We start from the raw sequence: 22256 nt of genomic DNA, 5'->3' as shown, positions 1-22256 counted from the left end.
ACGCGCTCATTCCAAGCGTCCTCACTGAACTTTTCCAATACTCGGTTGATGACCGGCTCGCCAAATCTCTGTTCTCCTTCCGATGCCTCGGCGGCTTTACCTAGCAGGAGATTCGATAGATATCGGAGCGCTACGGTCGAAGGACCTGACCTTTGCCGAGTTCGCGGTGAAATGGTTTGAGGACTATGTAAGACCGAACAACAAGTATTCTGAGCAACTGTCGAAGAAGTACATTCTGTCTTCGTCTCTGCTCCCGTTCTTTGGTCGCAAGCCGGTGGGACAAATTAAGGGGCATGACATCGAACGTTATAAAGCTCAGCAGGTCCAGGAAGGGTACACAAACAAGACGATCACCAATCGCCTGAAACAAGTGCTTGCTCACCGCATATGAGTGGCTTGAGCTTGAGGAAGCGCCACCGAAGATCAAATGGCCAAAAAGGGCGTTGCCCGAGATTGATTATCTTTCGCCCGAAGAGTGTGAGTTGCTCCTCTCCCAGGCGAATGGCCTAGTGCGCGAGCTGGTTCTGACGGCGCTGCGGACAGGTATGCGGCAAGGAGAGCTCAGGGGCCTTCAGTGGTCATCTCTCGATTGGCTCACGCGCACCGTTGCGGTGAGACATTCATACGATGATCGTGGGAAGACGCTCGTTGCGCCAAAGAACAACCGCACGCGGCATATACCGCTCGACATTGATGTGTACACGATGCTTTACCGGCGTAAGAAGGATACCGGGTACGTGTTCCGAGGCTCGGAGGGGCGCCCGTTCACTAACTACCGAATGCACTACGCGATCCGCAAACTCTGTAGGAAGGCTGGGTTTAGAACCATCGGCTGGCACACGCTTCGCCACACGTTTGCTTCTCACCTAGCAATGCGCGGAGTGCCACTCCCGGCTATCAAGGAATTGATGGGACATTCCACCATAACAACAACCATGAGATACGCCCATGTGGCACCGTCCACGCTCCGGACAGCCATCGAAATGCTGAACCCAAAGACAATGATGGCGACGGATTCTGGGCAACCGGTAGGCAACCGATGGCAGGAGATCCAAAGGAGCGAGGCACGTCAAAAAGCCTCTGCGACAGAATACGCTTGATTCTAGCGACGAAATCATGACATCGCGCGAGAAACGTAGACCATCTGTCTTGTGACCCTACGGGGAATCGAACCCTGATCTGCGAGCTTTGATTTGAGCTTGGAAATGGAGCAAAAAGAACGAAAGACTAGAAGTAGAGCCACGAATCGGACGCTTTCAATCGTACTCAAGTTAGCCGGGATTAGTCAGACTTTATCACTTTTTGGGCAACCCGTGGGCAACCACGCAGTATTATTAGCAAAGGCGATACGGCAAAGGTGATGAAGCATACCGCAAAAGCCGCCATATGGCGGCTTTTGCGTTGAAGAGATCAAGCTGGCGACCGAGCAAGTGAGCCCTCATCGACCAACGTCAGCGGCGAATGGCGAAAGGTGTAAAGATCGATGGATGTCAGCCGGCCCTTCAATTGCGGGGTGTTTTGTCAAGCTGACATTCTTTCCGTCCAGTGGCAGGCCGGTTGCGATTGCTCCGTCGGAGCTGGTCGGGGTTGCGGAGACGGAGCGATCGCGGTTCGGCGAGACAATCGCCTAGCGGCGATTGGATAATCGATGCGCCTGGCAAGTCCTACTATATAGCCCAATACTCGATAATGCTCCGCTGTACACAGACGTTAGCGGCTGATCAATTTGAGGTATTGATCAAAACAGGCTCGGAACGTCAAAGCACGGCAACCGTGTTGGTCTGCAATCTGGTAGTGTCCAGATTCTTTCGCACATTCTTCAGGCGACGGCTCCGGTTTGCATGGTCTGTGGTTGGTAGAGAGGCTTCATGTTCATGTAGCATTTCGTCGACCACGCCGTTCCGGCAATAGCCGCAGCCGGGCCGCCGCCAAGTTGAGACAGGATTGGCCGTCGGGGAAGGCGCCGACGACACGGGTTCGTCGCCGGATCTCCTTCATGATGCGCTCGAGCGGATTGTTCGTTCGAATCTTCCGCCAATGGATGTCCGGAAAGGCATAGTAGGCGAGCGTCTCGTGAACCGCCTGCTCGACGAGATCAGCAGCTTTGGCCATACGGCTTGCCCGCAGATCCGCGATGACGGTCCTGGCTTTCTCGTCGGCCGCGGCGCGGCTCTCCTGGGCATGAATGGCCTTGAGCATGTGGCTCACCTCGCGGACCCGGGTCGACGGCACGCGGCTGAAGACATTGCGATAAAAATGCACCATGCAGCGTTGATAGCGGGCCTCCGGCAGATAATCCGCAACGCTTTCGACAAGGCCTCGGCACGCATCGGAAACGACCAACTGCACGCCCTTAAGACCGCGATCGACGAGATGCCGCAGAAACGATGACCAGCCGGATTTGTCCTCCTTGGCATCTGTGAGGGCGCCAAGGGCCGAGGGCGGAAACCCGGCTCATGCGTCGTCGCCCAGGCTACGGATAATTGCGACCGCGCGATACTGCGATTCCCCGCCCAGCGTATCGACCGGAATGGCATGCGCGGCGGCGAGATGGAGCAAGTGCCCCACATCGGCGTCCTCGAAATCGCGAACCAGCAGCCGTTCCGGCACCCGCCGCAGCAGGGCGCGCGTCGCTTCGGCTATGCCGGGCTTGATCCGGTTGCGGTCACGCGTTCCGCTTTCCGCCAGCAACTGCCGCATCATCGCCTCGCATTCCTGTTTCAGCGCCGCTCGGCGGGCGCCGTGCCCGTCTACCCGTTGCGGTATCGCCGCAGCGGCCAACGGCGCGATCGTGTCCACGAAGGCACGTGAGAGATCAGCACCGGCATATTGCGGGTAGGTGACACAGGCGTGGAAATCGCCCGGCCCCACCAACGCGGCGTTGAGGATCGAGCGACTGACCAGGCCCGAAACGATGCCGTTCAGCAAGCCCGAGGCGATCAGATAATCATCCGCCGTCGCGGCGATGTCTGCCTGTCCTGCAGGGTCAGCAATCACGGCTAAGTCCGGTGTGAAGCCGAATGGCGCATTGGCCAGGGCCGCGCGAAGTTCGCCGGCAATCGCGCCCTTGCCGGTCCAGCCATCGACAAACACCGCGTCGCGCGGATCGTGCCGGCCGGCGATATGCGCGAGCGCGACGCGGTCGACACCCCGATCGCGGATAATGCTGATTGAATAATGGGCTGCGCGATGTCCGTGCGCCCGCAAGGTCCGCGCGAGCAAGACGCCGATCGGCGTCCCCGCACGCGCCAGCGAGACGATTACCAGCTCGCGCCCCGGCCTGCGTGCGGCGAGCTGCGCAGCGAGGGTGGCGACATCCTGCGCCAGGCGGGCACCGTTCCGCGCAAGCGCGGCGTGATAGAGGGATAGATAGCTGTCGTCCGGCACCCTCTCCGGCGCGATCATCTCCGAATAGTGGTGGCGGCCGGACTGGATCGCCGCTTCCTTTTCGGCGACGGAAGTCGGGGCCATTACCACTGGCTTGAGCAGGAAGGTGACGTCGGCCGGGTCGTAGCTGCCCGAGAACGGGGGCGCGACCTCAGTCCGCATGGAACATGCCGCCGGCCAGCTGCGAACGGGTGGGCATCATGGCGAAATCGCAAAGGCCCATGAAGGGCGCATCGGTGCGGCTGTCGCCGATGCCGATCACCGGCGCATCAGGGAAGCGTGCGCGGAGGCCGGGTAGGATATATGCCACCGCATGGGCCTTGCCCAGATAGGGTGGCGTCAGCGCCACGTTGTTGCCGTTGCGGTGGTCCGTCCAGCCCTTGGGCAAGGACGGCACGGCAGCGTCGACCACCGCAAAAAGTGCCGCGGCATCCGCATCTTCATGCTTGGCCACGGTGTAGAGCGGCAGCGCGTCCTCGACCAGCACACGGGCGTTGACCGCGATGCCGCGGTCGCGCGCCCTGCGCCTGATCGCCTCCGCCAGGCCAGCAAGCTGCGACGCGAAGGGCGCGGCGCGGTCGGCGATCGTCGCAGCCCAGTCCATGTCGACCTGACCGCTGTCATCCAGCACGACGCCGCCATGCGCGCACACCGCTGCGCGGAATGGAATGCGCGCCCTCCGCAATGCGTCCAGGCTGCGGGCGGTGACGGGGACGAGATGCGTCGTATCGGCCAGCCATTCCAGGAACTGCATCTGCCGCGGGGTCGCATAGCTCAGCGGCGATCCGTCGCGCGCGAAGCCCAGCGGCGTCAACCGGTCGGCCGGCAAATCGGGCGGGCATTTGCGCAGCGTCTGGAACAGCGTGTCGTCCAGATCGACCAGGGCGATGGCACGCGTCATGCCGTCCAGCCGATCAGTTCGGCACGGAGAGCGGCAATCAGCCCGGGGTCGATTGTCGCCGCGCCGGTCTCATGCGCGATCCAGTTCGCGCGTCCATCGGCCCGGTCGGCATTGTAGAGGTAATTGGGCACGCCCGTTCCATAATTGTCGGCAAAGCGGAGCTTGGTCGCCATCGCGGCACCGGGGAGTGCGGGGTTTCGGCTGGTCGCCTGCACGACGACATCATGCCCTTCTTCTGCGAGGCGTTCCGCCAGCAGGAAGGGGGGATAGGTGAACTCGCCGGTTCCGATGATCCGCAGTGGGCCGAGGACCTCGGGCACAGCGGTATCGGGTTCGGGCACGACGGGCCGGTCGAGTCCCAGCCGACCGAAATTGCGATGCGTCGCCATGCGCCCGAGTGAAGCGGCAGCGGTATCGAACGCGCTGTTGAGCACCGGAGTCGTCTCCTGCGTCCACTCCATGCGTCCGCGCAGCAGCGCCGCGATGCACGTGGGACGCGGCATGCGTGCTTGCCACGCCTTGCCGGCCGACCAGTCGGTCAGCGTCGCTACCGCCATCGCTTCGATCCGCGGCCAAGCAGTGGCGAGCGCCTGGGCGAGGTTGCAAAGGGTCGTTCCTGTCGAGATCTCGTCGTCGACCAATACCAGTGATCGCGGCTCCGGAAGCGCCGGCCTGTAGATCAGATGCGCGGAGGCATGGCTGTGCGGTTCTTCGAAGCGGCACAGCAACGGATGATCCAGTTGCTGTCGCGTCGAATGCAGGAAGTGGATGTCGACCCGGCCCGTTGCGAGGCGAAATTCCTCGTGCACCGTCTGGGCAAGGCACACGGCGGTCTCGGCCAGGCCGACGACGAGCACCGGCCCCGGCAGATCGTCAGGAAGCCGCGCCGCGAGATCGCGGGCGCTCTCCCGCATCATCTGCGGCGTGGCGGGCAAATAGCGCCCTAGGACGCGGGATACGACCAGGAACCCCCGCCGCGGATTTTCGCGCGCCGCAAACGCGCAAAGGCTGTCCAGCGGCCAGGCCGCCTTGTCCACGGCGATATCGAGCCGGCCCGTAGCCAACTGGATCGACTGGGTCTTGTCGGCGGCGGTCAACATTCGCAGGTGACGCGAGCGATCATGTCGCGGGCTTGGCGGACCACGTCTGCGCGGCCAAGCAGCCGCGCTTCGTGCGCCATCTGCGGCTCAATGCCAAACGAATCGAGCAAGCTGAGCATTAAGTACGCTCCACAGTGCTTGAGCGACAGCTCGCGATCCCCACAACGGCGATTGCAGGGTCTTGCGTCTCGCCTCGGTGATGTTTGCAAGACGACGATCGGAAGGAAGGGTAATGCGAGAGCGGATATTGAATTGAGGGTATGTCCCTCGGATTCGAGGGTGCATTTCAGCCGCAACTTCTACATCGAACGATGCGACGTGCCGCCCCAAATTTCGATGATCTCCTTCAAAGGGCACGCTAGGCGCAGCTTTCTCTTGGTTATTATTTGCGCGTCTAGCCATTGATAAGCAATCCTGACGCTGTCGTCGTTCTCGTGGAGAACGTTTGCATGTTGATACCTGACGCGCTTTTTGGCGTCCGCAATTTCGGCGGCGGTCAGCACGATTGAAGGCTCCTCCGACATGCTTCGCGCCGACTGCTAATCAGTCTCGCGAGATTAGCTGTCACGGTTGTCCGGGGTTACTGTCAAGTCTGGTAGTAGTCGAGCCTTCGAAGAACTTGACGGTAACTACTGAGAAGCGCGACGGGGCGCCAACTGCTGAAAGGGCTTCGATCAAGAAGGCAGTTTGCTACCCGATTTTGTTGTTCAACTGTTTATTAGATGACAAATGCTGTCGGAACTCATCGAGTAAATCTGCCCACCGTTGCATCAAAACCGTTCGCTCTTTGAGATAAAGGGCGCGGTTGTACACTCGTCGAACATCATCTTCGTCCTGGTGCGCCAGAGCGACCTCGATAACTTCTGCGTCCGCGAGACGCCGTTCGTTGCAAATAGTGGAGGCTGTTGACCGGAAGCCCGTGTGCGGTCATCTCGTCCTTGCTGTAGCCCATCCGGCGTAATGCGGAGTTGAGTGCATTTTCCGAAAGGGGCTTCAGGTTCGAACGAATAGACGGCAGCAACAGACCGTTACCGGGTGTGAGGAGGGATCGCTCGATATCGGGCGGGAATTGTCTCACTATTACTTGACGCTGCAACAAAGCGAGCGTGCACAATGCTAGTCACCGCGTTGAGGCGCGCATCGAGATCAAGTCTGTCCAGCGCGACAATAATCGAATGCAACCAGCGCGCCTTACCGTGTTAGCTAGCCCTCCGCTTGATCGGTCTACAAGCGTTGCCGCTGCATCTTCCTCTGATTGCAGCCGATTTAGCTTCTGAAAACTTCTTAGAGTGCCAGCGAACCGGAGGGCCTGGTCTCCAAGAGCATTTCTAAGCCCAAGCACCCGATAAATGTCCTGCCAAATGCTCTGCATCTCCCTTGAGGTTCTGCGCTCTGGTTCGTCTGCAGGAAGATCAATCCCATGAGTTGGCTTTTGAACTTATCGATCCACCTCACGTCTAAACCGCGACTGTTCAGAACCTCGAAAACTCGATAGACCGCCGACTCATCCGTCAGTTCGTGGTAGATCATCGACAAGCGGTTTCTCAAAAGAGCGACGAGTTCAATGAGCGAGGCAGACTTCTTCCAGTCTTCCACAAATGCTTCACACTCCGTTGCAGCGTCTATCAAGTTCTTGTCTGCTGCCGTCTCGCCAGCATCCTTGCGCAGGATACCTTCTCGGATGTAATCTACAAAAATGTGCGTGCTGTCATGGTTCGTTTGCAGGAGCGCTAGTGAGTGGTCGTCGCTTTTGACCAGCTGCTCGTGCAGCTCCTGCTTGATCCTGTTTTCATCACCGGTGGACGCTAACGCCTTTTCGATCGCCTTTAATAGGATGACGAATGTTGTTAATCGTTGCTGTCCGTCAACCACTTCAACGGCTGTAAATTCGGTCGCAACGATCAAGCGCCGCTCCCGAGCGAGACACACTACCGTTGCAAGAAAATGGTCTTGCTTGGTCTTCTGAACCTCGCGAATCTTTGCTTAGTTTCCCAAGCGTATGCGCGTTGATAATCCGGTATGCGAAATAACCGGCCCGCCAAAAGTTGGTTCAGCGTCAAGTGCTGCGGGTTAAGCTGCATGCTGCTTCCAAGCTCCTGGTGCTTTCGATGACCGTGCACGTCACCACGCACAGCCTCGGAGATAGAGCGCGATCGCGCCCTATTTCCCGCTTGGCGGATTGCCTACCTTGCTGCAGATGATGGCGGCGCTCTCTTATCTTTGAGCCTTCGCTGAACGATTTCGACCAGAATTGCGCCGCGAAATCCAGGTGGCACTTCATTACGTCAGAGGGAGTTTTCGAATCGGCAAGATTCTTCAGAACATTGAGCGTACAGAGAAGAAGCAGTCAGTTTTGGCCCGTCCTTCAATGCCGCAGCGAATAGGTTTGGTCTCTTCGATAGACTTTTTCCATTCCGGAGACGTAAATGAAAGGCGTGATACGGCTGTCGCCGATTCTCCAACACCGTCCGCGGCGCCACCCGCTTCAGAGGCTGATGCCTGGGCGGCCAGTTCGGGCTCTGGACCTGTTTGCCATTCGGGTTTCCCGTCTTCTATCCTTCTCGCAGGCATTCAACGTCTCCTAGTCTGAACAGGATTGCAACGCGCTGCGTGGTCAGATCCGACCAAGAGCCTTCGGAAAGTACCACAACCGGCAACATGTCTCTCCTATCTTATTTGGTAGCGCTTGATCGCGAGCAAGAAGCCGGCGTTCGTTGGGGCTCCGCCCTGAAGGAACGATGGGAGGCTTTTCCATCAATCGGGATTCGCTTAAGGATTGGGTCGGTGTGTGTGCACGGGCGAGCTAGGCTGGCTGCTCCCGCATACGATGAAGATCATCGATATCGATCAGCTTAGCGTCCCGCGCTTTCGAGGGCGAGCACCGTCGTAAACGTCGATGTCTCGTTTATGATCCCGCAAATGAACTTATGCATGGATCCCTCGCCGCCTTTGCACTATGAATGATATGTAACGCGCGCGCCTCATTAGGAACGAGATATTTCAATCGATTAGCCTGACCTGGACGGCTCTGTACTTCGAGCGCCGTTTGTTGAAGTGAAGATCGAAAGTCACGCGCTTACCCGGCACCAGATCAGCCCCTGCGCAGTCGCGAAGGTCCGACATGTGCACGAACAAATCCGTTCCGTTGCAGTCGTCAGGCCGGATAAAGCCCCAGCCCTTTTCAACGCTGTACGAGATTACCGTTCCAGTCTGCATCTTTGCTCTAGCGTTTCGACATTGGAAGGTCATGCATTGCCGTTTAGGCGGCGAAGTCGGGCCGGGAGCCATGCGTGCGCGGCTGCTCCAAAACGGCGGGGACACTTTCAAACTCTTGCCGGGAGCAAAGATCTCTTCGCATGGCAGTCTCGTCGCCCGTTTAGGGAGACACTAAATCAGTGGTACTTAGGGCCTTCGTGTTCGTACCCGCGGAGGATATGGCGGCGGAGCGCCTGAGTGTCCGATCGCCATTGCTCGAAGATTCTGTTTCATATTGCCTGACAGCAAACCGGCGGGGCGGACCAGACGCAAGCGGCGACGCGACGCCGAGCTCGCCCCTAACATCACCGCATCTGGAGGAGCGGTGATGCTATCCTGAACCGAGCAAGACCCGTGCCGAATCCCAACTTGGGGGCTGCGGGCATTTCATCGCGTGGTGAAGGGTCGAGTTGTCGACATTGGTCCAAGGCCGACAATTGGCGCTGATAGTTGGCCCTGGCTGGTCCCAGCGGACTTCTGACCAATGGCAGGATCACGTTCGCTTTGCCCGATTCAGGGCCTGGTTCGTCCACACGGTTTGCGATAAGCGACGACTCCCCACGGGCGGGAAAGTGCCCACCATAGCCGAGTATGACGCGCCTGAATGCGATGCCGCGATGGAAACACTCGTCCTTATTGCGAAGAAAGGTGGCCCGGCTTCGTTTCGGAAGGGATTACCTTTGGCTGCGAAAATGAATGAGGCCGCGAGACAATGCATTCTCGCGGCCTCGCCACCGGAATTTGGCGAAAAAACAGTTTAAGTATGAAATCCCCCGCCGGTGTTCCTCCAGTAGAACGCTGTGCTCCGAAATTGACAATCCGGGCATCTACGGAAAAAGGACAGCAGCAAGGACCGGAGGCGTTGTCCAATGCGCCCAAAATCCTCGAACAGCCGCCGAAGCGTAGCTCGGGGACTCGCAACACCCGATTGTTGCGATTGGTAGAGCAGGAAATTCCCAGGTCATCGTCAAAGTCACTGAGGCCCCTGAAGCTGCGATCGGCTAAAATCTGGTGAAGAGGAAGGCTTTGCTTCCGAGACACGGCGACCACACCTCCAATAACGGGTACGAGCACGGACCTCCCTTGCAAAAGGTATCGGTTCTACTTCACGACCGCGGGTCACGGGCTTTGAACCTATTGTTCGGTCGCGTGTCGCCTCAGGGGGCATAGCCCGCTTTCTCTTTGAAGACTCACAGCAGTAGAGGTGAATGCAATTCATCTTTTCTTGCAAAATTCTCATTTGTCGCCCAGTTCCGTCACAACGCAGACTAGCGTCAAAATCAAAAGTTTGGGGAGGCGCAGTTCTACAAAGTCAAATCGCGGTTGTTCGGCTTGCGAGAACGAACAGAGAGAACGATCAGCCGCGTCGCAATCCTTGACATAGGTGAATTTGTTTGTTCGGCGCCCGTGGTGCTGACAGGGCCTGTTCGTGCCCACGGCTGGGCTAACGGGCCAAAGATCACGTGAGAAGCGCTCCGAAGTCGGCTTATCGACTTGCGACGCTCAGGAGAGGAGGAGGAAGGCATGAAGTTCAGGACGTTTCTCAGCACGGCGGGTGTCCTCGCGCTCACTTGCGCCTCGGCGCCGGCCGCCGACAAGGACGCGGCCGACACTGCGGTGGAAGCTGCGAAGAAGTACGCGGGCACGACGATCAGCATTGTTTGGGAGGCCGGCCTCCAGTCTCTGGACCCGCTGAACTATTCGGGACCACAATGGGAGAAGCTCACCGGCATCAAAGTGAAGGTGGTCGAGGTGCCGACCGATCAGATGTTCACCAAGATCATGCAGGATTTCAAATCGGGCGCCGGAGCCTATGACGCGCTGAACGTCATCCCATCCTGGATGCCCGATCTAGCACGTGCCGGCGCGCTCGAGCCTCTCGACAAATATGCCGACAAGTTCGGCTACCGCGACGAGTTGCAGGACATCGCGGCCGCCTATCGCGACAACCAGATGCAGTATGACGGGAAGATCTACGGCTTCCCGGACGACGGCGACGTGATGTTGCTCTATTACCGGAAGGACATCTTCGAAGATCCGAAGATGAAGGACGAGTTCAAGGCCAAGTTCGGCTACGAGCTGGCTCCGCCAAAGGACTGGAAACAGTTCGACGAGATCGGCCAGTTCATCACCGACAAGATGGCGCCGAAGGTCTACGGCGCCGGATTTTTCCGCACCGCGCCCTATCCGCAATACATGTTCCAGGAACGCTTCCGCATGGAGGGCGGCAAGTTCTTCAATGCCGACACCATGAAGGCGACGGTGAACGGCGACGTCGGCCTCAAGGTGTTCAAGCAGATGGTGGCGGAGAACAAGTTCATGCCTCCGGGCGTGGAGCAGTGGAATTTCGTCGACAATCTCGCCGCGTTCCTTCAGGGCACGACCGCGATGACGATCTCCTGGCCGCCCTACGGTCGCTGGGCCGCGGGCTATGGCTCGGGCGAGGAAGCACTGAAGTGGGTGCCGAAATCGCAAGTCGCGGGCAAGGTCGGCTACGCGCTCACGCCTCTCGGCCGCCCGGAGCTCGGCGTCGGCTTCGACCTCTCGGTCTCGGCCACCAGCAAGAACAAGGAGGCCGCCTATCTCTTCATCCAGTGGCTCAACAGCAAGAAGACCAGCCTCGAGCGCGTCCAGCTTCCCTATACGCTGCGCGATCCGTTCCGCCTGTCGCACTATGCGAGCGAGAAGTATCGTGCACTCTGGCCCGACGCGCCCGCCTATCTCGATACGATCAAGACGTCCGGCGAGAAGGGCCTGCTCGATCTCTCGCTGCTGCAACAGGACAAGTACGACGAGGCGATGACCAAGGCGATTTCGAGCCTCTGGGCCGGCGAAGATCCCAAGGCCATTCTCGATCGCATGGCGCAGCAATTCGACGCCATCACCGAGAAGGTCGGCATCGAGAACCAGAAGGCCGTTTACAAGGTCTGGGCGGCCAAGCCCGGCGCCTATCCCCAATAGCTGCCCTGGACACCGCACGGGAGACGTTCGCCCTCCCGTGCGGTGCCGTTTTCCTGGACTGATCATGGCGCTTTCCGCAAGTCTCAACGCTGCCGAAGAACGCAAGCCGAGCCGCCTCGGACGCGTGCTCGAAGACCGCCTGCCCTATCTTATGGTCGCGCCGGCCATTCTGATCCTTCTCCTGGTCGGTCTGTTTCCCCTGATCTACTCGCTGATCGTGAGCTTCCAACGCATCACGATGACCGAGAATGACACGTCCTTCGTCGGCCTGTTGAACTATGCGGAGCTCTTCAAGGACACCCGGCTGTGGACCTCACTTGGTCATACCGCCATCATCACCGTGATCGCGCTGCCCTTGGAGTTGCTGATCGGCTTCCTAATGGCGCAGCTCTTCGTCGATCGCATGCCGGGGCGCCAGCTCTTCGTCGCGCTGCTTGTGCTTCCGACGGTGATCTCTCCGATAGTCGCGGGAGCGACCTGGCGGCTGATGTTCGACGTCCGCTTCGGTCCAATCGGTCAGATTCTCAGCTTCTTCGCCGGAGAGCCGGTCCGGATTCTGTGGACGGTCAATCCCGCCTACGTTTATCCGGCAATCATCATCTGCGAAGTCTGGCAGTGGTCGCCGTTCATGTTCCTCCTGCTGCTCGCCGCGCTGTCGAATGTCGACCAGTCGCAGCTCGAAGCTGCGGAGATCGATGGCGCATCATACCTGCGCGTGCTTCGCGGGATCGTTCTGCCGGCGATCGCGCCCGTGATCGCTGTCGCCTGCCTGATCCGCGGCCTCGATCTCGTTCGCATCTTCGACATCATCTGGGCCCTCACCGAAGGCGGGCCGGGCTCGATGACCGAGACCATCTCGCTCTACACCTATGTGCAGGGCTTCTCGCAATTCGAGACCAGCTACACGGCCGCGATCTCCTTCCTGGTGATTGCGCTGCTGACGCTCATCACGACCCTGGTCCTCAAGCGCATGGAGCTTGCGCGATGAGGATCGGCAGGCTTCCGGCCAGAAAAGCCCGCATTCTGACGATTCGTTATCTTGGCGCCGGCGCCGTAACCCTGCTGTTTCTGTTTCCGGTCTATTGGCTGTTCATGATTTCGTTCAAAACGCCGGACGAGATCTACCACGTACCGCCCTTATGGATTCCCGGCCAGATCCAGTTTTCGAACTACTACGTTCTGTTCAAGGACGGCGACGTCCTTGCCATCCTGAACAGCCTGATCGTCGCCGGCGTCAGCTCCGGCATTGCAATCGTTCTGGGAACCCTTTGCGCCTACAGTCTCGCACGGTTCGGCACCGGCGGCGAGAACCTGGCGATGTGGATCATCTCCCAGCGCATGATCCCGCCGATCGCGGTCGTCTTCCCCATTTTCCTGATATACGTCTATTTCGGACTGGTCGACGGCTATTTCGGGCTGATCCTCCTCTACACCGCATTCAATCTTCCCTACGTGATCTGGATGATGCGCGGCTACATCGTCGACGTTCCGCTGGAGCTCGAGGAAAGTGCGCTCGTCGATGGCCTCAATCGATGGGAGGTGATCTGGAAGGTCGTTTTCCCGATGGTTCGCCCCGGCCTCATGGCGACGTCGGTCTTCACCTTCGTGTTCGCCTGGAACGACTTTCTGTTCGCACTCGTGCTCACGCGCACAGAGGTCATCACCTTTCCGGTCATGCTGACGCACTATTTCGGCGGCCAATCGAATTTCTGGGCGAAGATTGCGGCGATGTCGGTCCTCGGCACGTTGCCGATCTTCGTCGCGGTCTCGGTGATGCAGCGCTATCTCGTGCGCGGCATCTCGCTGGGCGCAGTCAAGGGTTAGGGAGAGCGGAGTGGCTGACGTCAAGTTGTCCGGCGTGCACAAATATTACGGCAACGTGCACGCGGTTCGAGGGGTGAATCTCACCATCACCGACGGCGAATTTGCCGTGCTCGTGGGACCGTCCGGCTGTGGCAAGAGTACTCTCCTGCGAACCATCGCCGGCCTTGAAGACCCCGACGACGGAACCATCACGATCGGCGGCGCAGTGGTCAACGATCTGCGCCCGCGCGAGCGCAACATCGCAATGGTGTTTCAAAACTACGCGCTCTATCCCTATTTGACCGTCAACGAGAACATCGCCTTCGGTCTCCGCGCCCGCAAGACTCCGGAGATCGAAGTCAGGAAGCGGGTGAGCGAAGCCGCCGAGATGCTCGGCATCGGCAATTTCCTGCAGCGCTATCCACGGCAGCTCTCCGGTGGACAGCGTCAGCGCGTCGCCATCGGCCGCGCCATCGTCCGCAAGGCCGACCTCTTCCTGTTCGACGAGCCGCTCTCGAACCTGGACGCCCAGCTGCGCGACGAGATGCGCACCGAAATCAAGCGTCTGCACCACGAGATCACGACGACCATGATCTACGTCACCCACGATCAGGTCGAGGCGATGACGCTCGCCGACCGGATCGTGCTGCTGCGCGACGGAAAGATCGAGCAGCAAGGCGCTCCGCTCGAACTGTTCGAGCAGCCCCGTACGGGCTTTGTGGCCGGCTTCCTCGGATCTCCGTCGATCAATCTCATCCCGGCGACCCTCAAGACAAACGGCCCCGACGCAGCAGTTGTGTTTCAGTCCGGCGGTGAACTGACGCTTCCGAGCGCGAAGGTGAGGTCACTGGCCGGCATGAATGGGCGAAAGATTCTCCTGGGCATTCGGCCCCAGCACTTCAGTTGGGCGAGCGGCGGACCGTTGCGCGAAGGCGTCGTCTCCTATTCGGCCACTGCCGATCTCATTCAGCCGACGGGGACGCGCACCTTCACCACCATCAAAGTCGGCGGCGTGGATGCGGTTGCCGAGCTGCAGGCGCACGACGTCAGCAGCCATGGCGAGCGGATCGACCTCGCCATCGACCTCAATCGCGTGGTGCTGATCGATCCGGCCAGCGGCCTGGTCATCGCCTAACGAGAGTAACATTCGAGAATGGGAGGGATGAATGGCGTCGACACTGTTCGCAACCGGAATTGGGGCGCCGGAGGGCCCGGTGTGCCTGCCGGACGGCTCGATGTATGTCACGGAGATGTCTGCTTCGACTCTTTGCGTCACCCGGCTCGATCCTCGCGGCAATCGCCGCGTCATCCGCACGACGGGCGGGCGTCCGAATGGACTGACGACTGACGGCCACGGGCGGATCTGGATCGCGGAGGCCGGCCTCCGGGCGCTGATCTGCATCGACGAAAGCGGAAACGAGGTCCGGCGCATGCAGGGCGAAGGCTCGGACCGCTTCCTGTTTCCAAACGATCTCTGCTTCGGTCCGAACGGACTGCTCTACATGACCGATTCCGGAATGGCCGCGGAGGATTTCATCAACGGCCAGTCTTTCGTGGACGGCTATATGGATCTCGATTGGGACGGCCGTGTATACGAGATCGATCCGGCAGCCATGAAGGTGCTCCGCGTGCTCGATCGCAAGATCCGCTTCACCAACGGCGTTGCCTTCGGTCCCGACAACCACCTCTACGCCAACGCGTCCTTCACCGGCGAGATCTATCGATATGACGTGCTCGGCGAAGCTGCGCCGAAACGCGCCCTCTTCGGCAACGTCCTGCAGCCCGATGCCAATCCCGATTTCAAAGGACCAGATGGGATGGCCTTCGGCGCGGACGGCCGGCTTTATTGCACCGTCTACAACCAGAAGAACGTCACGGTGCTGGACCGGCGCGGCGAAGTGGTCGATCGGCTGATCCTGGATGGGCCTCAGCCGACGAACTGTGCCTTCACGCTTGCGGGCAAGAAGCTGCGGGTTACGGAGGTCGGCAAGGGCCAGGTCGAGCAGATCAATATGCCTTGCGACGGCCTGCCCCTGCACCTGCCGAAATTCGCCTGACCAGGAGCCTCGCGGTTCCCGCGAGGCTCCTGCCGAGCTGGTCAAAGGAAGCCGATCGATAACCAGGGCACGGCTGCGACGATCAGCGTGCCGATCAGGAGCGCGATCATGTAGCCCACGATGGGCTTCATGCCCTCGTCCGGGTTGATGCGGCTGATGGCGCAGGCGGTGTAGTAACCGACGCCGAACGGCGGGGCGAACAGGCCGATGCCCATGGCGAGAACGACCACCATCGCGTAGTGGACGTCGTGCACCCCGACCTGCCGCGCGATTGGGAACAGCAGCGGACCAAACAGGACGATGGCCGGGATTCCCTCCAGCACGCTGCCGAGGATCACGAAGGTCACGATCGTCACTGCCAGAAAGACCGGGACCCCGCCCGGAAGGCTCGTCATGAACTTCGCAAGAGAGGCCGAAAATCCCGACTGGGTCAGCGCCCAGGCCATGCCTGTCGCTGCGCCGATGATGAGCAGAATCGCCCCCGACAGCGAGGCCGTCTCGACCAGCATCGGATAGATGCGACGCCAGTCGAACTGACGGTAGACGAAGAGACCCGCACAGGCCGAGTACAGGATGCCGATGGTCGAGACCTCTGTTGCCGTCGCAACCCCTTCGACCACGGCGGTTCGGATCACGAATGGCAGCGCGATGGCCGGTATCGCGATCACAAAGGCGCGACCCATCTCCCGCCCCGTCGCTCTTTTGACGTGGGACAGGTCCCCGCGGCGGTATCGCCACCACACCACGGCAGCGAGCATGATCGCGAGCACCACACCCGGAAGCAACCCGCCAGTGAACAGCGCCGAGATCGATACACCTGTCACCGAGCCGATCGTGATCAGGACCAGCGAGGGAGGAATCGTCTCGGTCTGCGCTCCCGTTGCGGCCAGCAGCGCCACGAGATCGCCTGGCTTTGCCCCACGCTGCCGCATCTCCGGAAACAGGACCGGAGCAACCGCCGCCATATCCGCCGCCTTGGATCCGGAGATGCCCGAGACCAGATACATTGCTCCGACCAGCACGTAGTGCAGTCCGCCGCGCACGTGGCCCAGCAGGCTCGCGAGGAAGCTGACCATCGCGCGGGCCATCCCCGTCATTTCGATCAGAAGCCCGAGAAAGACGAAGAGCGGCACGGCGAGCACGATCAGGTGGCTCATACCCTCGTCCATTCGCCCGATCATGACCACGTCGGGCGTGCTGGTTGTCAGAGCGAGATAGCCGACGGTGGCGAGGCCGAATGCGAACGCGATCGGTACGGCCGCAAAGACCATAGCGCCGACGACGAACACGAAGAAGATCAGGAGATTCAGATTGCCGAGCGGCTTCAAGACCGGCGCGAGCAGAACGAAGGTCGCGATGATTCCTGCGACGATCGCCAGGGACGCCAGCAAGTTGCGCAGGCTCGCGATGCGGATGAGCCGGAGGACCGCTGCGATCAGCATCAGTCCGATCCCGATCGGTAGTGCGCCCGCACGCCAGCTGTTGACAATTTCGAGCGCCGGCGTCGTGACGAATGCCTCGTCGGCGGCGAATTCATAGGCCGGCCAGACGACGAGCACGAGGAATGCCAGCGATGCCGCGGCTGCTACCACATCCAGGAACGCGCGAACTTCGGCACTGAGAACGCCGACGATGGCCGTCATCCGCATATGCTCGCCGCGCTGGAACGCAATCACGGATCCGAGCATGGCGAGCCACAGGAAGAGAATGCTGGCGAGCTCGTCGGACCAGACGATCGGCGAGCGGAAGACGTATCTGCCCACGATTCCGGCGGAAAGCACCGCGATCTCCGCCAGCACAAGCAGTGCTGCCGGGACCGCGACGACATGGCCAAGCACCGTGTTCGCCTTCAGCACCCAGCTGCGCGAGCCCGCTTGAGACTTGCCGGCCGCCATACCGGCATCGACATGCGGCGTATGGCTCATGCTGGTCATGATAGCTGACCCGCGGCTTTTTCGAGCTGCGACCAGGCCTCCTCGCCAAACTTGCCCTTCCAGTCGGCGTAGAAGCTCGTCTTGGACAGGGCCTGACGGAAGGCGGCGCGATCGACGTCGATGAACTTGAGCCCTTTGGCCGAGAGATCGGTGCGCAGCGACTGGCTGAGCTTTGCGATATCGGCGCGTTGATCGACGGCGGAGCGATCGAGCTCGCGCGTCACGATCTCCTGAACGTCCTTGGGTAGGCGTTCGAAGGCGCGCTTGTTGCCCAGGATCCAGTAGCCGTCCCAGACGTGCCCGGTCAGGCTGCACGTGCTCTGAACTTCATAGAGACGCGCGGTCGCGATGATCGGCAACGGGTTCTCCTGGCCGTCGACGACCTTGGTCTGCAACGCAGAATAGACCTCGTTGAAGTTGATCGGCGTCGGCCCGGCGCCTAGCGCCTTGAACAGCGAGGTCAAAAGCGGCGCGGGCGGAACGCGGATCTGGAAATTCTTGAGATCATCCGGCGTCCGGACCTCGCGGCCGGATGAAGTCACCTGACGAAAGCCGTTGTCCCAGGCCTTCGACACCGCCATGATCGGCATCTTGGCAATCTGCGCTCGGATATAGGTGCCGAGGTCGCCGTCCATCGCCTTCCACACGCTGTTGTAGTCGGCGAATGCGAAGCCCGTGTTCACGATCCCTGCGCTGGGCACGAGGGTGGCGAGAATCGAGGACGATTGATTGAAGAACTCGACGCCGCCGCTGCGAACCTGGGTCATTAGCTCGGTGTCGGAGCCGAGCTGATTGGCCGGGAACAGCCTGATCTCCAGTCGTCCGCTGGTCGCTTCGCGGATGCGGTCGATCGCTTCCTGCGCCCGGATATTTACCGGGTGAGTCGGATCCTGTCCGGTCGCGAACTTGTAGACGAACTCGGCGGCTGATGCCGGGCGGGTGAGAATGCCGCAGAGGGGCACGGTGCTGGCTGCCAGCAACAGCGATCGGCGGCTGATGCTTCCGGGCTTCGAGCTAGTCATGTTTTCCTCCTGATCTGCATTGATATTGGTGTCGCTGCATCGGCCTGCGCTGGCGTGAAGCTTTCCGGGCTCTTCGTTCACCGGCTCTCGACCACCGCCATTTGGGCAACACCCATCGCTCGCCGCCGCGACATGCGACGAGCGTTGCTTTTCACTCGGACTTGGCTCGATGAGCGCTTAGCGCCGGTGGATTAGAGCCACTGCTTGATCTGCCTTGCGACCTCTGCGGTGGAAATCCCGTAGCGATCGTGCAGCGTCGGAAGTGCACCAGCATCAAGGAACTCGTCCGGCAGTGCGATCTGTCGGAACGGCGGATGGACGCCTGAACGCATCAGAAGTGCGGCAACGGCCTCCCCTAGACCGCCGATCGTTGTGTGGTTTTCGGCAACGACGACAAGACGGCCCGGGTTGCCTGCCTCACGCAAGATTGTCTCGGCATCGAGCGGCTTGATGGTTGGAACATGCAGCACCGCAGTATCGATGCTGTCGTCCTTCAAGGTTTGTGCGGCCTCGAGCGCGCGCATGGTCATGATGCCTGACGAGATAACCAGGGCATCTTTCCCGTCACGGATCAGCTTGGCCTTTCCGAGCTCGAATTTGTAGTCATATTTGTCCAGCACGACCGGCACCTGGCCACGCAGCAGCCGCATGTAGACCGGCCCCTGATGCGCAGCGATGGCTGGCACTAGCTGCTCGATTTCGTGAGCATCGCAGGGATCGATGACCGTCATGTTCGGCATCGCGCGAAACAGCGCGAGATCCTCTGCGGCCTGATGGCTCGGGCCATAGCCCGAGGTCAGGCCCGGCAATGCGCACACGATCTTCACGTTGCGGTCTTCCTCCGCGATCGTCTGGTGGATGAAGTCGTAAGCGCGCCGCGAGGCGAACACGGCGTAGGTGGTGGCGAACGGCATGAAGCCTTCGGCGGCAAGGCCTGAGGCCGCGCCGAACAGAAGCTGCTCGGCCATGCCCATCTGGTAATAGCGATCCGGAAATGCCTTCGCGAAAATGTGCAGGTCGGTGTATTTGCCAAGATCAGCCGTCATGCCGACCACATCAGGGCGGCTGCGTGCAAGCTCGACGAGCGCGTGTCCAAAGGGCGCTGACTTCGTCTTTTGTCCTTCAGCCGCGATCGACGCGATCATCGCCGAGGTTGTCAGACGCGGCTTGCCCTGCTGCGGTGCGGATCTTACGCTCTTCATGCCTGCCTCCCGGCTTCCAGCGCGGCCAGCGCGAGCTGCCATTCGCGCTGCTCGACGCGGATAAAATGGTTCTTCTCGCGTTGCTCAAGGAAGGGAACGCCCTTCCCCATCAGCGTGTCCGCGATAATCATCCGCGGCTTGGGCTCGGGATGGGACTTGGCGGCATCGAACGCGGCAACCGCGGCATCGAGATCGTTGCCGTCGATGCGCTGCACGAACCAGCCAAAAGCCTGAAGCTTGTCGACCAGCGGCTCGAACGCCATGACCTGCGTGGAAGGACCGTCCGCCTGCTGGTTGTTGACGTCGACGATTCCTATCAGATTGTCGAGCTTGTAATGGCCTGCCGACTGGATGGCCTCCCAGACGGAGCCTTCGTCGAGCTCGCCATCAGAAAACAAGGTATATACCCGCGCTTCGGATTTTTTGCGCTTGAGCCCGAGGCCCATGCCGACGGCGATGCTGAGCCCAAGTCCGAGCGAGCCGCCCGACATCTCCATTCCGGGTGTATAGGAGGCCATGCCCGACATCGGCAGGCGGCTCTCGTCGCTTCCGTACGTTTCGAGTTCTTCCTCGGGGACAATTCCCGCCTCGATCAAGGCAGCGTAAAGGGCGATGGCGTAGTGCCCGTTGGAGAGCAGAAAGCGGTCCCGCCCCTCCCATGACGGATCTTCAGGCCGGTAGCGCATCGCGTGAAAGTAGGCCACGGCGAGAACGTCGGAGATGTCCAGAGCCTGCGCGATATAGCCCTGGCCCTGGACCTCGCCCATGCGCAGCGCATTGCGGCGAACGTTGTAGGCCCGATCCGCGAGGCTCGGCGTGTTGGTCAGCGTCTTGGTTGAGGTTTCCATTGATCTGGACCTTGTCTCGGCTCAGTGGATGAGCATGCCGCCATTGACGTCGATCACGGCGCCAGTGACGTAGGCAGATAGATCCGAGGCCAGGAAGGTGTAGATGCCGGCAACGTCTTCCGCCGTGCCGAGACGATTGAGCGGAATGCCTTCCAGGATCTTCGCCCTGATCTCGTCCGTCAGCTTGCCCGCAGTGATATCGGTGCCGATCAGGCCCGGCGTCACGCAATTGACGCGGATACCGTCCGGGCCGAACTCACGGGCCATCGCCTTGGCGAGACCAAGCACGCCGGCTTTCGCAGCCGAATAGTGCGGCCCGCCAAAAATGCCACCGCCGCGCTGGGCAGAGACCGACGACATGCATGCGATCGATCCGGATTTCCGTGCGCGCATATGCGGGATCACCGCCTGGGAGAGAAACAGAACACCCTTCAGATTGACGTCCTGGATGCGATCCCAATCGGCCGCCGAAATCTCGAGGAGCTTCACCGGCTGGGTGATGCCGGCATTGTTGATGAGAATATCGACGCTTCCGAAGGCTTCGAGCGCGCGGGCGACCGCCTGTTCGCAGGACGATTTGTCGGCGACGTCACACCGAAGTCCGATGTGGGACTTTCCAAGCGATGCCGCTGCATCCGCTGCAGCGCCGGCGTCAATATCCAGAATGGCGACCCGAGCCCCCTCGGCCGCGAACCGCCGGGCGGTGGCAAGTCCGATCCCGCGCGGCGAGGCCGCACCCGAAATGATGGCCGTCTTCCCGCTGAGAAGCATTAGTTCCTCCCGTTCATTGTTCTTCCTTGGCAGGGCTAGGAATGACCCGCGGAAGACCTAGGGACAAGCGCACAGTTGTCACGGATCGATGAATCTGGTTCATTTATCAAATGCTGTCGAATGTCCCAATATCGGCAATTCGCGCCTTTGAAGCTGCTGCCCGCACCGGCTCGTTTCGCGATGCGGCGAATGAGCTTCACCTGACGCCGAGTGCAGTCAGTCATGCCATCCGCAAGCTGGAGGCTACGCTTCGCACCGTTCTATTCGAACGCAGCGCGCGATCGGTGCGTCTCACGCCGGCCGGCGAGAATTTGATGCGGCACACAGGAGCGGCTTTCGACCAGCTCCGCCGTGGCCTCGAGGAAGTCGCCGCACGCGGACCGCAATTGGTGCGCGTGCACTCCGCGCCCAGCTTTGCCGCGCAATGGCTGGCACCGCGGCTCCCACACTTTCTCGCCACTTACCCGAAGCTCGAAGTTCGACTGGCGGCAAGCACGGATTATGCGCGATTTAGCAACGATGATTTCGATATCGATATCGTCTACGGTCCACCGCGCGCGGAGGGTGTCGAGATCGTCCCTCTGCCGGAGGAGACGGTCACCCCCCTTTGCTCCCGCGTCCTCGCAAAATCGATAAGGAAGCCGGCCGATCTCCTCGATCAGACGCTGATCCGCTCCGACGTGAAGCAGGTACAGTGGCATCAATGGTTTACTGTCAACGGATTGGAAGCCCCTGCCCTTCACGGCATGAGGTTCGACCGAAGCTTTCTGGCGATTGCAACAGCCGCGGAGGGATTAGGCGTAGCCCTGGAATCGACGCTTCTGGCCGAGCGCGAACTGGCGAGCGGGCGATTGGTGGCTCCATTGGCGGGACGCGCCAACGATATCCGTTACGTCGGTCACCGCCTGATCTACCCGCGCGCCAGCCGACAGAGATCGGCGGTACGAGCCTTTGCCGATTGGCTCGTGGCGCAACTTGGCGGCGAAGACGTCCGTTTCTCGCGATGAATTGCGGG

General features: G+C 60.4%; 22 protein-coding genes. 8 read left to right on the top strand and 14 right to left on the bottom strand.

Translation table 11 applies throughout. The features are described 5' to 3' along the window. The first annotated feature begins 82 nt into the window (after positions 1–82). Complete coding sequence (locus KUF59_RS44220; protein WP_408918068.1) at positions 83–391, top strand: tyrosine-type recombinase/integrase; 309 nt, start codon at positions 83–85, stop codon at positions 389–391. A gap of 118 nt (positions 392–509) precedes the next feature. Beyond that, positions 510–1100 (top strand): tyrosine-type recombinase/integrase, encoded by a 591-nt coding sequence (locus KUF59_RS44215; RefSeq protein WP_408918107.1) that lies wholly within the window; start codon positions 510–512, stop codon positions 1098–1100. A gap of 772 nt (positions 1101–1872) precedes the next feature. On the opposite strand, the gene KUF59_RS06085 is transcribed toward KUF59_RS44215, so the two are convergent. The 9 genes from KUF59_RS06085 to KUF59_RS06045 all read right to left on the bottom strand — a co-directional run bounded on the left by KUF59_RS06085 (position 1873) and on the right by KUF59_RS06045 (position 8604). Continuing rightward, the gene (locus KUF59_RS06085) at positions 1873–2382 is read right to left on the bottom strand and encodes an IS256 family transposase (RefSeq protein ID WP_258769953.1); all 510 of its coding nucleotides are present in this window, start codon (positions 2380–2382) and stop codon (positions 1873–1875) included. Positions 2383–2454: 72 nt separating this feature from the next. Then, a complete protein-coding gene (locus tag KUF59_RS06080) occupies positions 2455–3549 on the bottom strand; it encodes a cysteine protease StiP family protein (RefSeq protein WP_258768772.1) in 1095 nt (364 codons plus the stop codon). Beyond that, positions 3539–4288, bottom strand: a complete 750-nt coding sequence (locus KUF59_RS06075) for an HAD family hydrolase (protein WP_028344164.1) — start codon at positions 4286–4288, stop codon at positions 3539–3541. Before KUF59_RS06075 ends, KUF59_RS06080 begins: the two co-directional genes overlap by 11 nt. After that, positions 4285–5388, bottom strand: a complete 1104-nt coding sequence (locus tag KUF59_RS06070) for a phosphoribosyltransferase domain-containing protein (RefSeq protein WP_258768766.1) — start codon at positions 5386–5388, stop codon at positions 4285–4287. The genes KUF59_RS06075 and KUF59_RS06070 overlap by 4 nt, the downstream gene beginning before the upstream one ends. Continuing rightward, positions 5382–5507 (bottom strand): hypothetical protein, encoded by a 126-nt coding sequence (locus KUF59_RS06065; RefSeq protein ID WP_258768764.1) that lies wholly within the window; start codon positions 5505–5507, stop codon positions 5382–5384. The genes KUF59_RS06070 and KUF59_RS06065 overlap by 7 nt, the downstream gene beginning before the upstream one ends. A gap of 180 nt (positions 5508–5687) precedes the next feature. Next, complete coding sequence (locus KUF59_RS06060; protein ID WP_258768763.1) at positions 5688–5891, bottom strand: hypothetical protein; 204 nt, start codon at positions 5889–5891, stop codon at positions 5688–5690. 781 nt (positions 5892–6672) lie between these two features. After that, positions 6673–7293 (bottom strand): DUF262 domain-containing protein, encoded by a 621-nt coding sequence (locus tag KUF59_RS06055; RefSeq protein ID WP_258768761.1) that lies wholly within the window; start codon positions 7291–7293, stop codon positions 6673–6675. Between the two features lie 411 nt (positions 7294–7704). After that, the gene (locus KUF59_RS06050) at positions 7705–7959 is read right to left on the bottom strand and encodes a hypothetical protein (RefSeq protein ID WP_258768759.1); all 255 of its coding nucleotides are present in this window, start codon (positions 7957–7959) and stop codon (positions 7705–7707) included. 429 nt (positions 7960–8388) lie between these two features. Next, a complete protein-coding gene (locus KUF59_RS06045; protein WP_258768757.1) occupies positions 8389–8604 on the bottom strand; it encodes a cold-shock protein in 216 nt (71 codons plus the stop codon). Positions 8605–10167: 1563 nt separating this feature from the next. On the opposite strand from KUF59_RS06045, the gene KUF59_RS06040 reads away from it, so the two are divergent. From KUF59_RS06040 to KUF59_RS06020, 5 genes are all read left to right on the top strand, one after another. After that, entirely contained in the window at positions 10168–11604 is a 1437-nt protein-coding gene (locus KUF59_RS06040; RefSeq protein ID WP_258768756.1) for an ABC transporter substrate-binding protein, read from the top strand. A 64-nt stretch (positions 11605–11668) separates the two neighbouring features. After that, a complete protein-coding gene (locus KUF59_RS06035) occupies positions 11669–12592 on the top strand; it encodes a carbohydrate ABC transporter permease (protein ID WP_258768753.1) in 924 nt (307 codons plus the stop codon). After that, entirely contained in the window at positions 12589–13428 is an 840-nt protein-coding gene (locus tag KUF59_RS06030; protein ID WP_258768739.1) for a carbohydrate ABC transporter permease, read from the top strand. Before KUF59_RS06035 ends, KUF59_RS06030 begins: the two co-directional genes overlap by 4 nt. A 10-nt stretch (positions 13429–13438) precedes the next feature. Next, positions 13439–14542: an ABC transporter ATP-binding protein gene (locus tag KUF59_RS06025; RefSeq protein WP_258768738.1), complete on the top strand. Its 1104-nt coding sequence runs from the start codon at positions 13439–13441 to the stop codon at positions 14540–14542. 31 nt (positions 14543–14573) lie between these two features. Then, positions 14574–15464: an SMP-30/gluconolactonase/LRE family protein gene (locus tag KUF59_RS06020; RefSeq protein WP_258768737.1), complete on the top strand. Its 891-nt coding sequence runs from the start codon at positions 14574–14576 to the stop codon at positions 15462–15464. Positions 15465–15505: 41 nt separating this feature from the next. Here KUF59_RS06020 and KUF59_RS06015 read toward each other — a convergent pair whose 3' ends face one another. From KUF59_RS06015 to KUF59_RS05995, 5 genes are all read right to left on the bottom strand, one after another. Further along, on the bottom strand, positions 15506–17359 hold the full coding sequence (locus KUF59_RS06015) for a TRAP transporter large permease (protein WP_258769952.1): 1854 nt from the start codon (positions 17357–17359) through the stop codon (positions 15506–15508). A gap of 35 nt (positions 17360–17394) precedes the next feature. Then, on the bottom strand, positions 17395–18420 hold the full coding sequence (locus KUF59_RS06010; protein WP_258768735.1) for a TRAP transporter substrate-binding protein: 1026 nt from the start codon (positions 18418–18420) through the stop codon (positions 17395–17397). 191 nt (positions 18421–18611) lie between these two features. After that, positions 18612–19622, bottom strand: coding sequence for a transketolase family protein (locus KUF59_RS06005; RefSeq protein WP_258768734.1), 1011 nt, complete (start codon positions 19620–19622; stop codon positions 18612–18614). Then, positions 19619–20470: a transketolase gene (locus tag KUF59_RS06000; RefSeq protein WP_258768733.1), complete on the bottom strand. Its 852-nt coding sequence runs from the start codon at positions 20468–20470 to the stop codon at positions 19619–19621. The genes KUF59_RS06005 and KUF59_RS06000 overlap by 4 nt, the downstream gene beginning before the upstream one ends. 21 nt (positions 20471–20491) lie before the next feature. Then, positions 20492–21241, bottom strand: a complete 750-nt coding sequence (locus tag KUF59_RS05995) for an SDR family NAD(P)-dependent oxidoreductase (protein ID WP_258768732.1) — start codon at positions 21239–21241, stop codon at positions 20492–20494. Positions 21242–21351: 110 nt separating this feature from the next. Between KUF59_RS05995 and KUF59_RS05990 the strand changes: the two genes are divergently transcribed. Next, positions 21352–22248: a LysR substrate-binding domain-containing protein gene (locus KUF59_RS05990; RefSeq protein ID WP_258768731.1), complete on the top strand. Its 897-nt coding sequence runs from the start codon at positions 21352–21354 to the stop codon at positions 22246–22248. The last annotated feature ends 8 nt before the right edge of the window (positions 22249–22256 follow it).

This window comes from Bradyrhizobium arachidis, from assembly GCF_024758505.1.
Lineage (GTDB): Bacteria > Pseudomonadota > Alphaproteobacteria > Rhizobiales > Xanthobacteraceae > Bradyrhizobium > Bradyrhizobium manausense_C.
The sequence above is the reverse complement of the archived record's forward strand: the minus strand, read 5'-3'. Positions and strand labels throughout refer to the sequence as shown.

Coding starts and splice junctions, on each gene's coding strand:
- KUF59_RS06005 (WP_258768734.1), bottom strand. CDS start 19,622: ATGAAGAGCGTAAGATCCGCACCGCAGCAGGGCAAGCCGCGTCTGACA.
- KUF59_RS06070 (WP_258768766.1), bottom strand. CDS start 5,388: ATGTTGACCGCCGCCGACAAGACCCAGTCGATCCAGTTGGCTACGGGC.
- KUF59_RS06040 (WP_258768756.1), top strand. CDS start 10,168: ATGAAGTTCAGGACGTTTCTCAGCACGGCGGGTGTCCTCGCGCTCACT.
- KUF59_RS06050 (WP_258768759.1), bottom strand. CDS start 7,959: ATGCCTGCGAGAAGGATAGAAGACGGGAAACCCGAATGGCAAACAGGT.
- KUF59_RS06045 (WP_258768757.1), bottom strand. CDS start 8,604: ATGCAGACTGGAACGGTAATCTCGTACAGCGTTGAAAAGGGCTGGGGC.
- KUF59_RS06080 (WP_258768772.1), bottom strand. CDS start 3,549: ATGCGGACTGAGGTCGCGCCCCCGTTCTCGGGCAGCTACGACCCGGCC.
- KUF59_RS06020 (WP_258768737.1), top strand. CDS start 14,574: ATGGCGTCGACACTGTTCGCAACCGGAATTGGGGCGCCGGAGGGCCCG.
- KUF59_RS05995 (WP_258768732.1), bottom strand. CDS start 21,241: ATGCTTCTCAGCGGGAAGACGGCCATCATTTCGGGTGCGGCCTCGCCG.
- KUF59_RS06030 (WP_258768739.1), top strand. CDS start 12,589: ATGAGGATCGGCAGGCTTCCGGCCAGAAAAGCCCGCATTCTGACGATT.
- KUF59_RS05990 (WP_258768731.1), top strand. CDS start 21,352: ATGCTGTCGAATGTCCCAATATCGGCAATTCGCGCCTTTGAAGCTGCT.
- KUF59_RS06015 (WP_258769952.1), bottom strand. CDS start 17,359: ATGGCGGCCGGCAAGTCTCAAGCGGGCTCGCGCAGCTGGGTGCTGAAG.
- KUF59_RS44220 (WP_408918068.1), top strand. CDS start 83: ATGCCTCGGCGGCTTTACCTAGCAGGAGATTCGATAGATATCGGAGCG.
- KUF59_RS06075 (WP_028344164.1), bottom strand. CDS start 4,288: ATGACGCGTGCCATCGCCCTGGTCGATCTGGACGACACGCTGTTCCAG.
- KUF59_RS06035 (WP_258768753.1), top strand. CDS start 11,669: ATGGCGCTTTCCGCAAGTCTCAACGCTGCCGAAGAACGCAAGCCGAGC.
- KUF59_RS06065 (WP_258768764.1), bottom strand. CDS start 5,507: ATGCTCAGCTTGCTCGATTCGTTTGGCATTGAGCCGCAGATGGCGCAC.
- KUF59_RS06000 (WP_258768733.1), bottom strand. CDS start 20,470: ATGGAAACCTCAACCAAGACGCTGACCAACACGCCGAGCCTCGCGGAT.
- KUF59_RS06010 (WP_258768735.1), bottom strand. CDS start 18,420: ATGACTAGCTCGAAGCCCGGAAGCATCAGCCGCCGATCGCTGTTGCTG.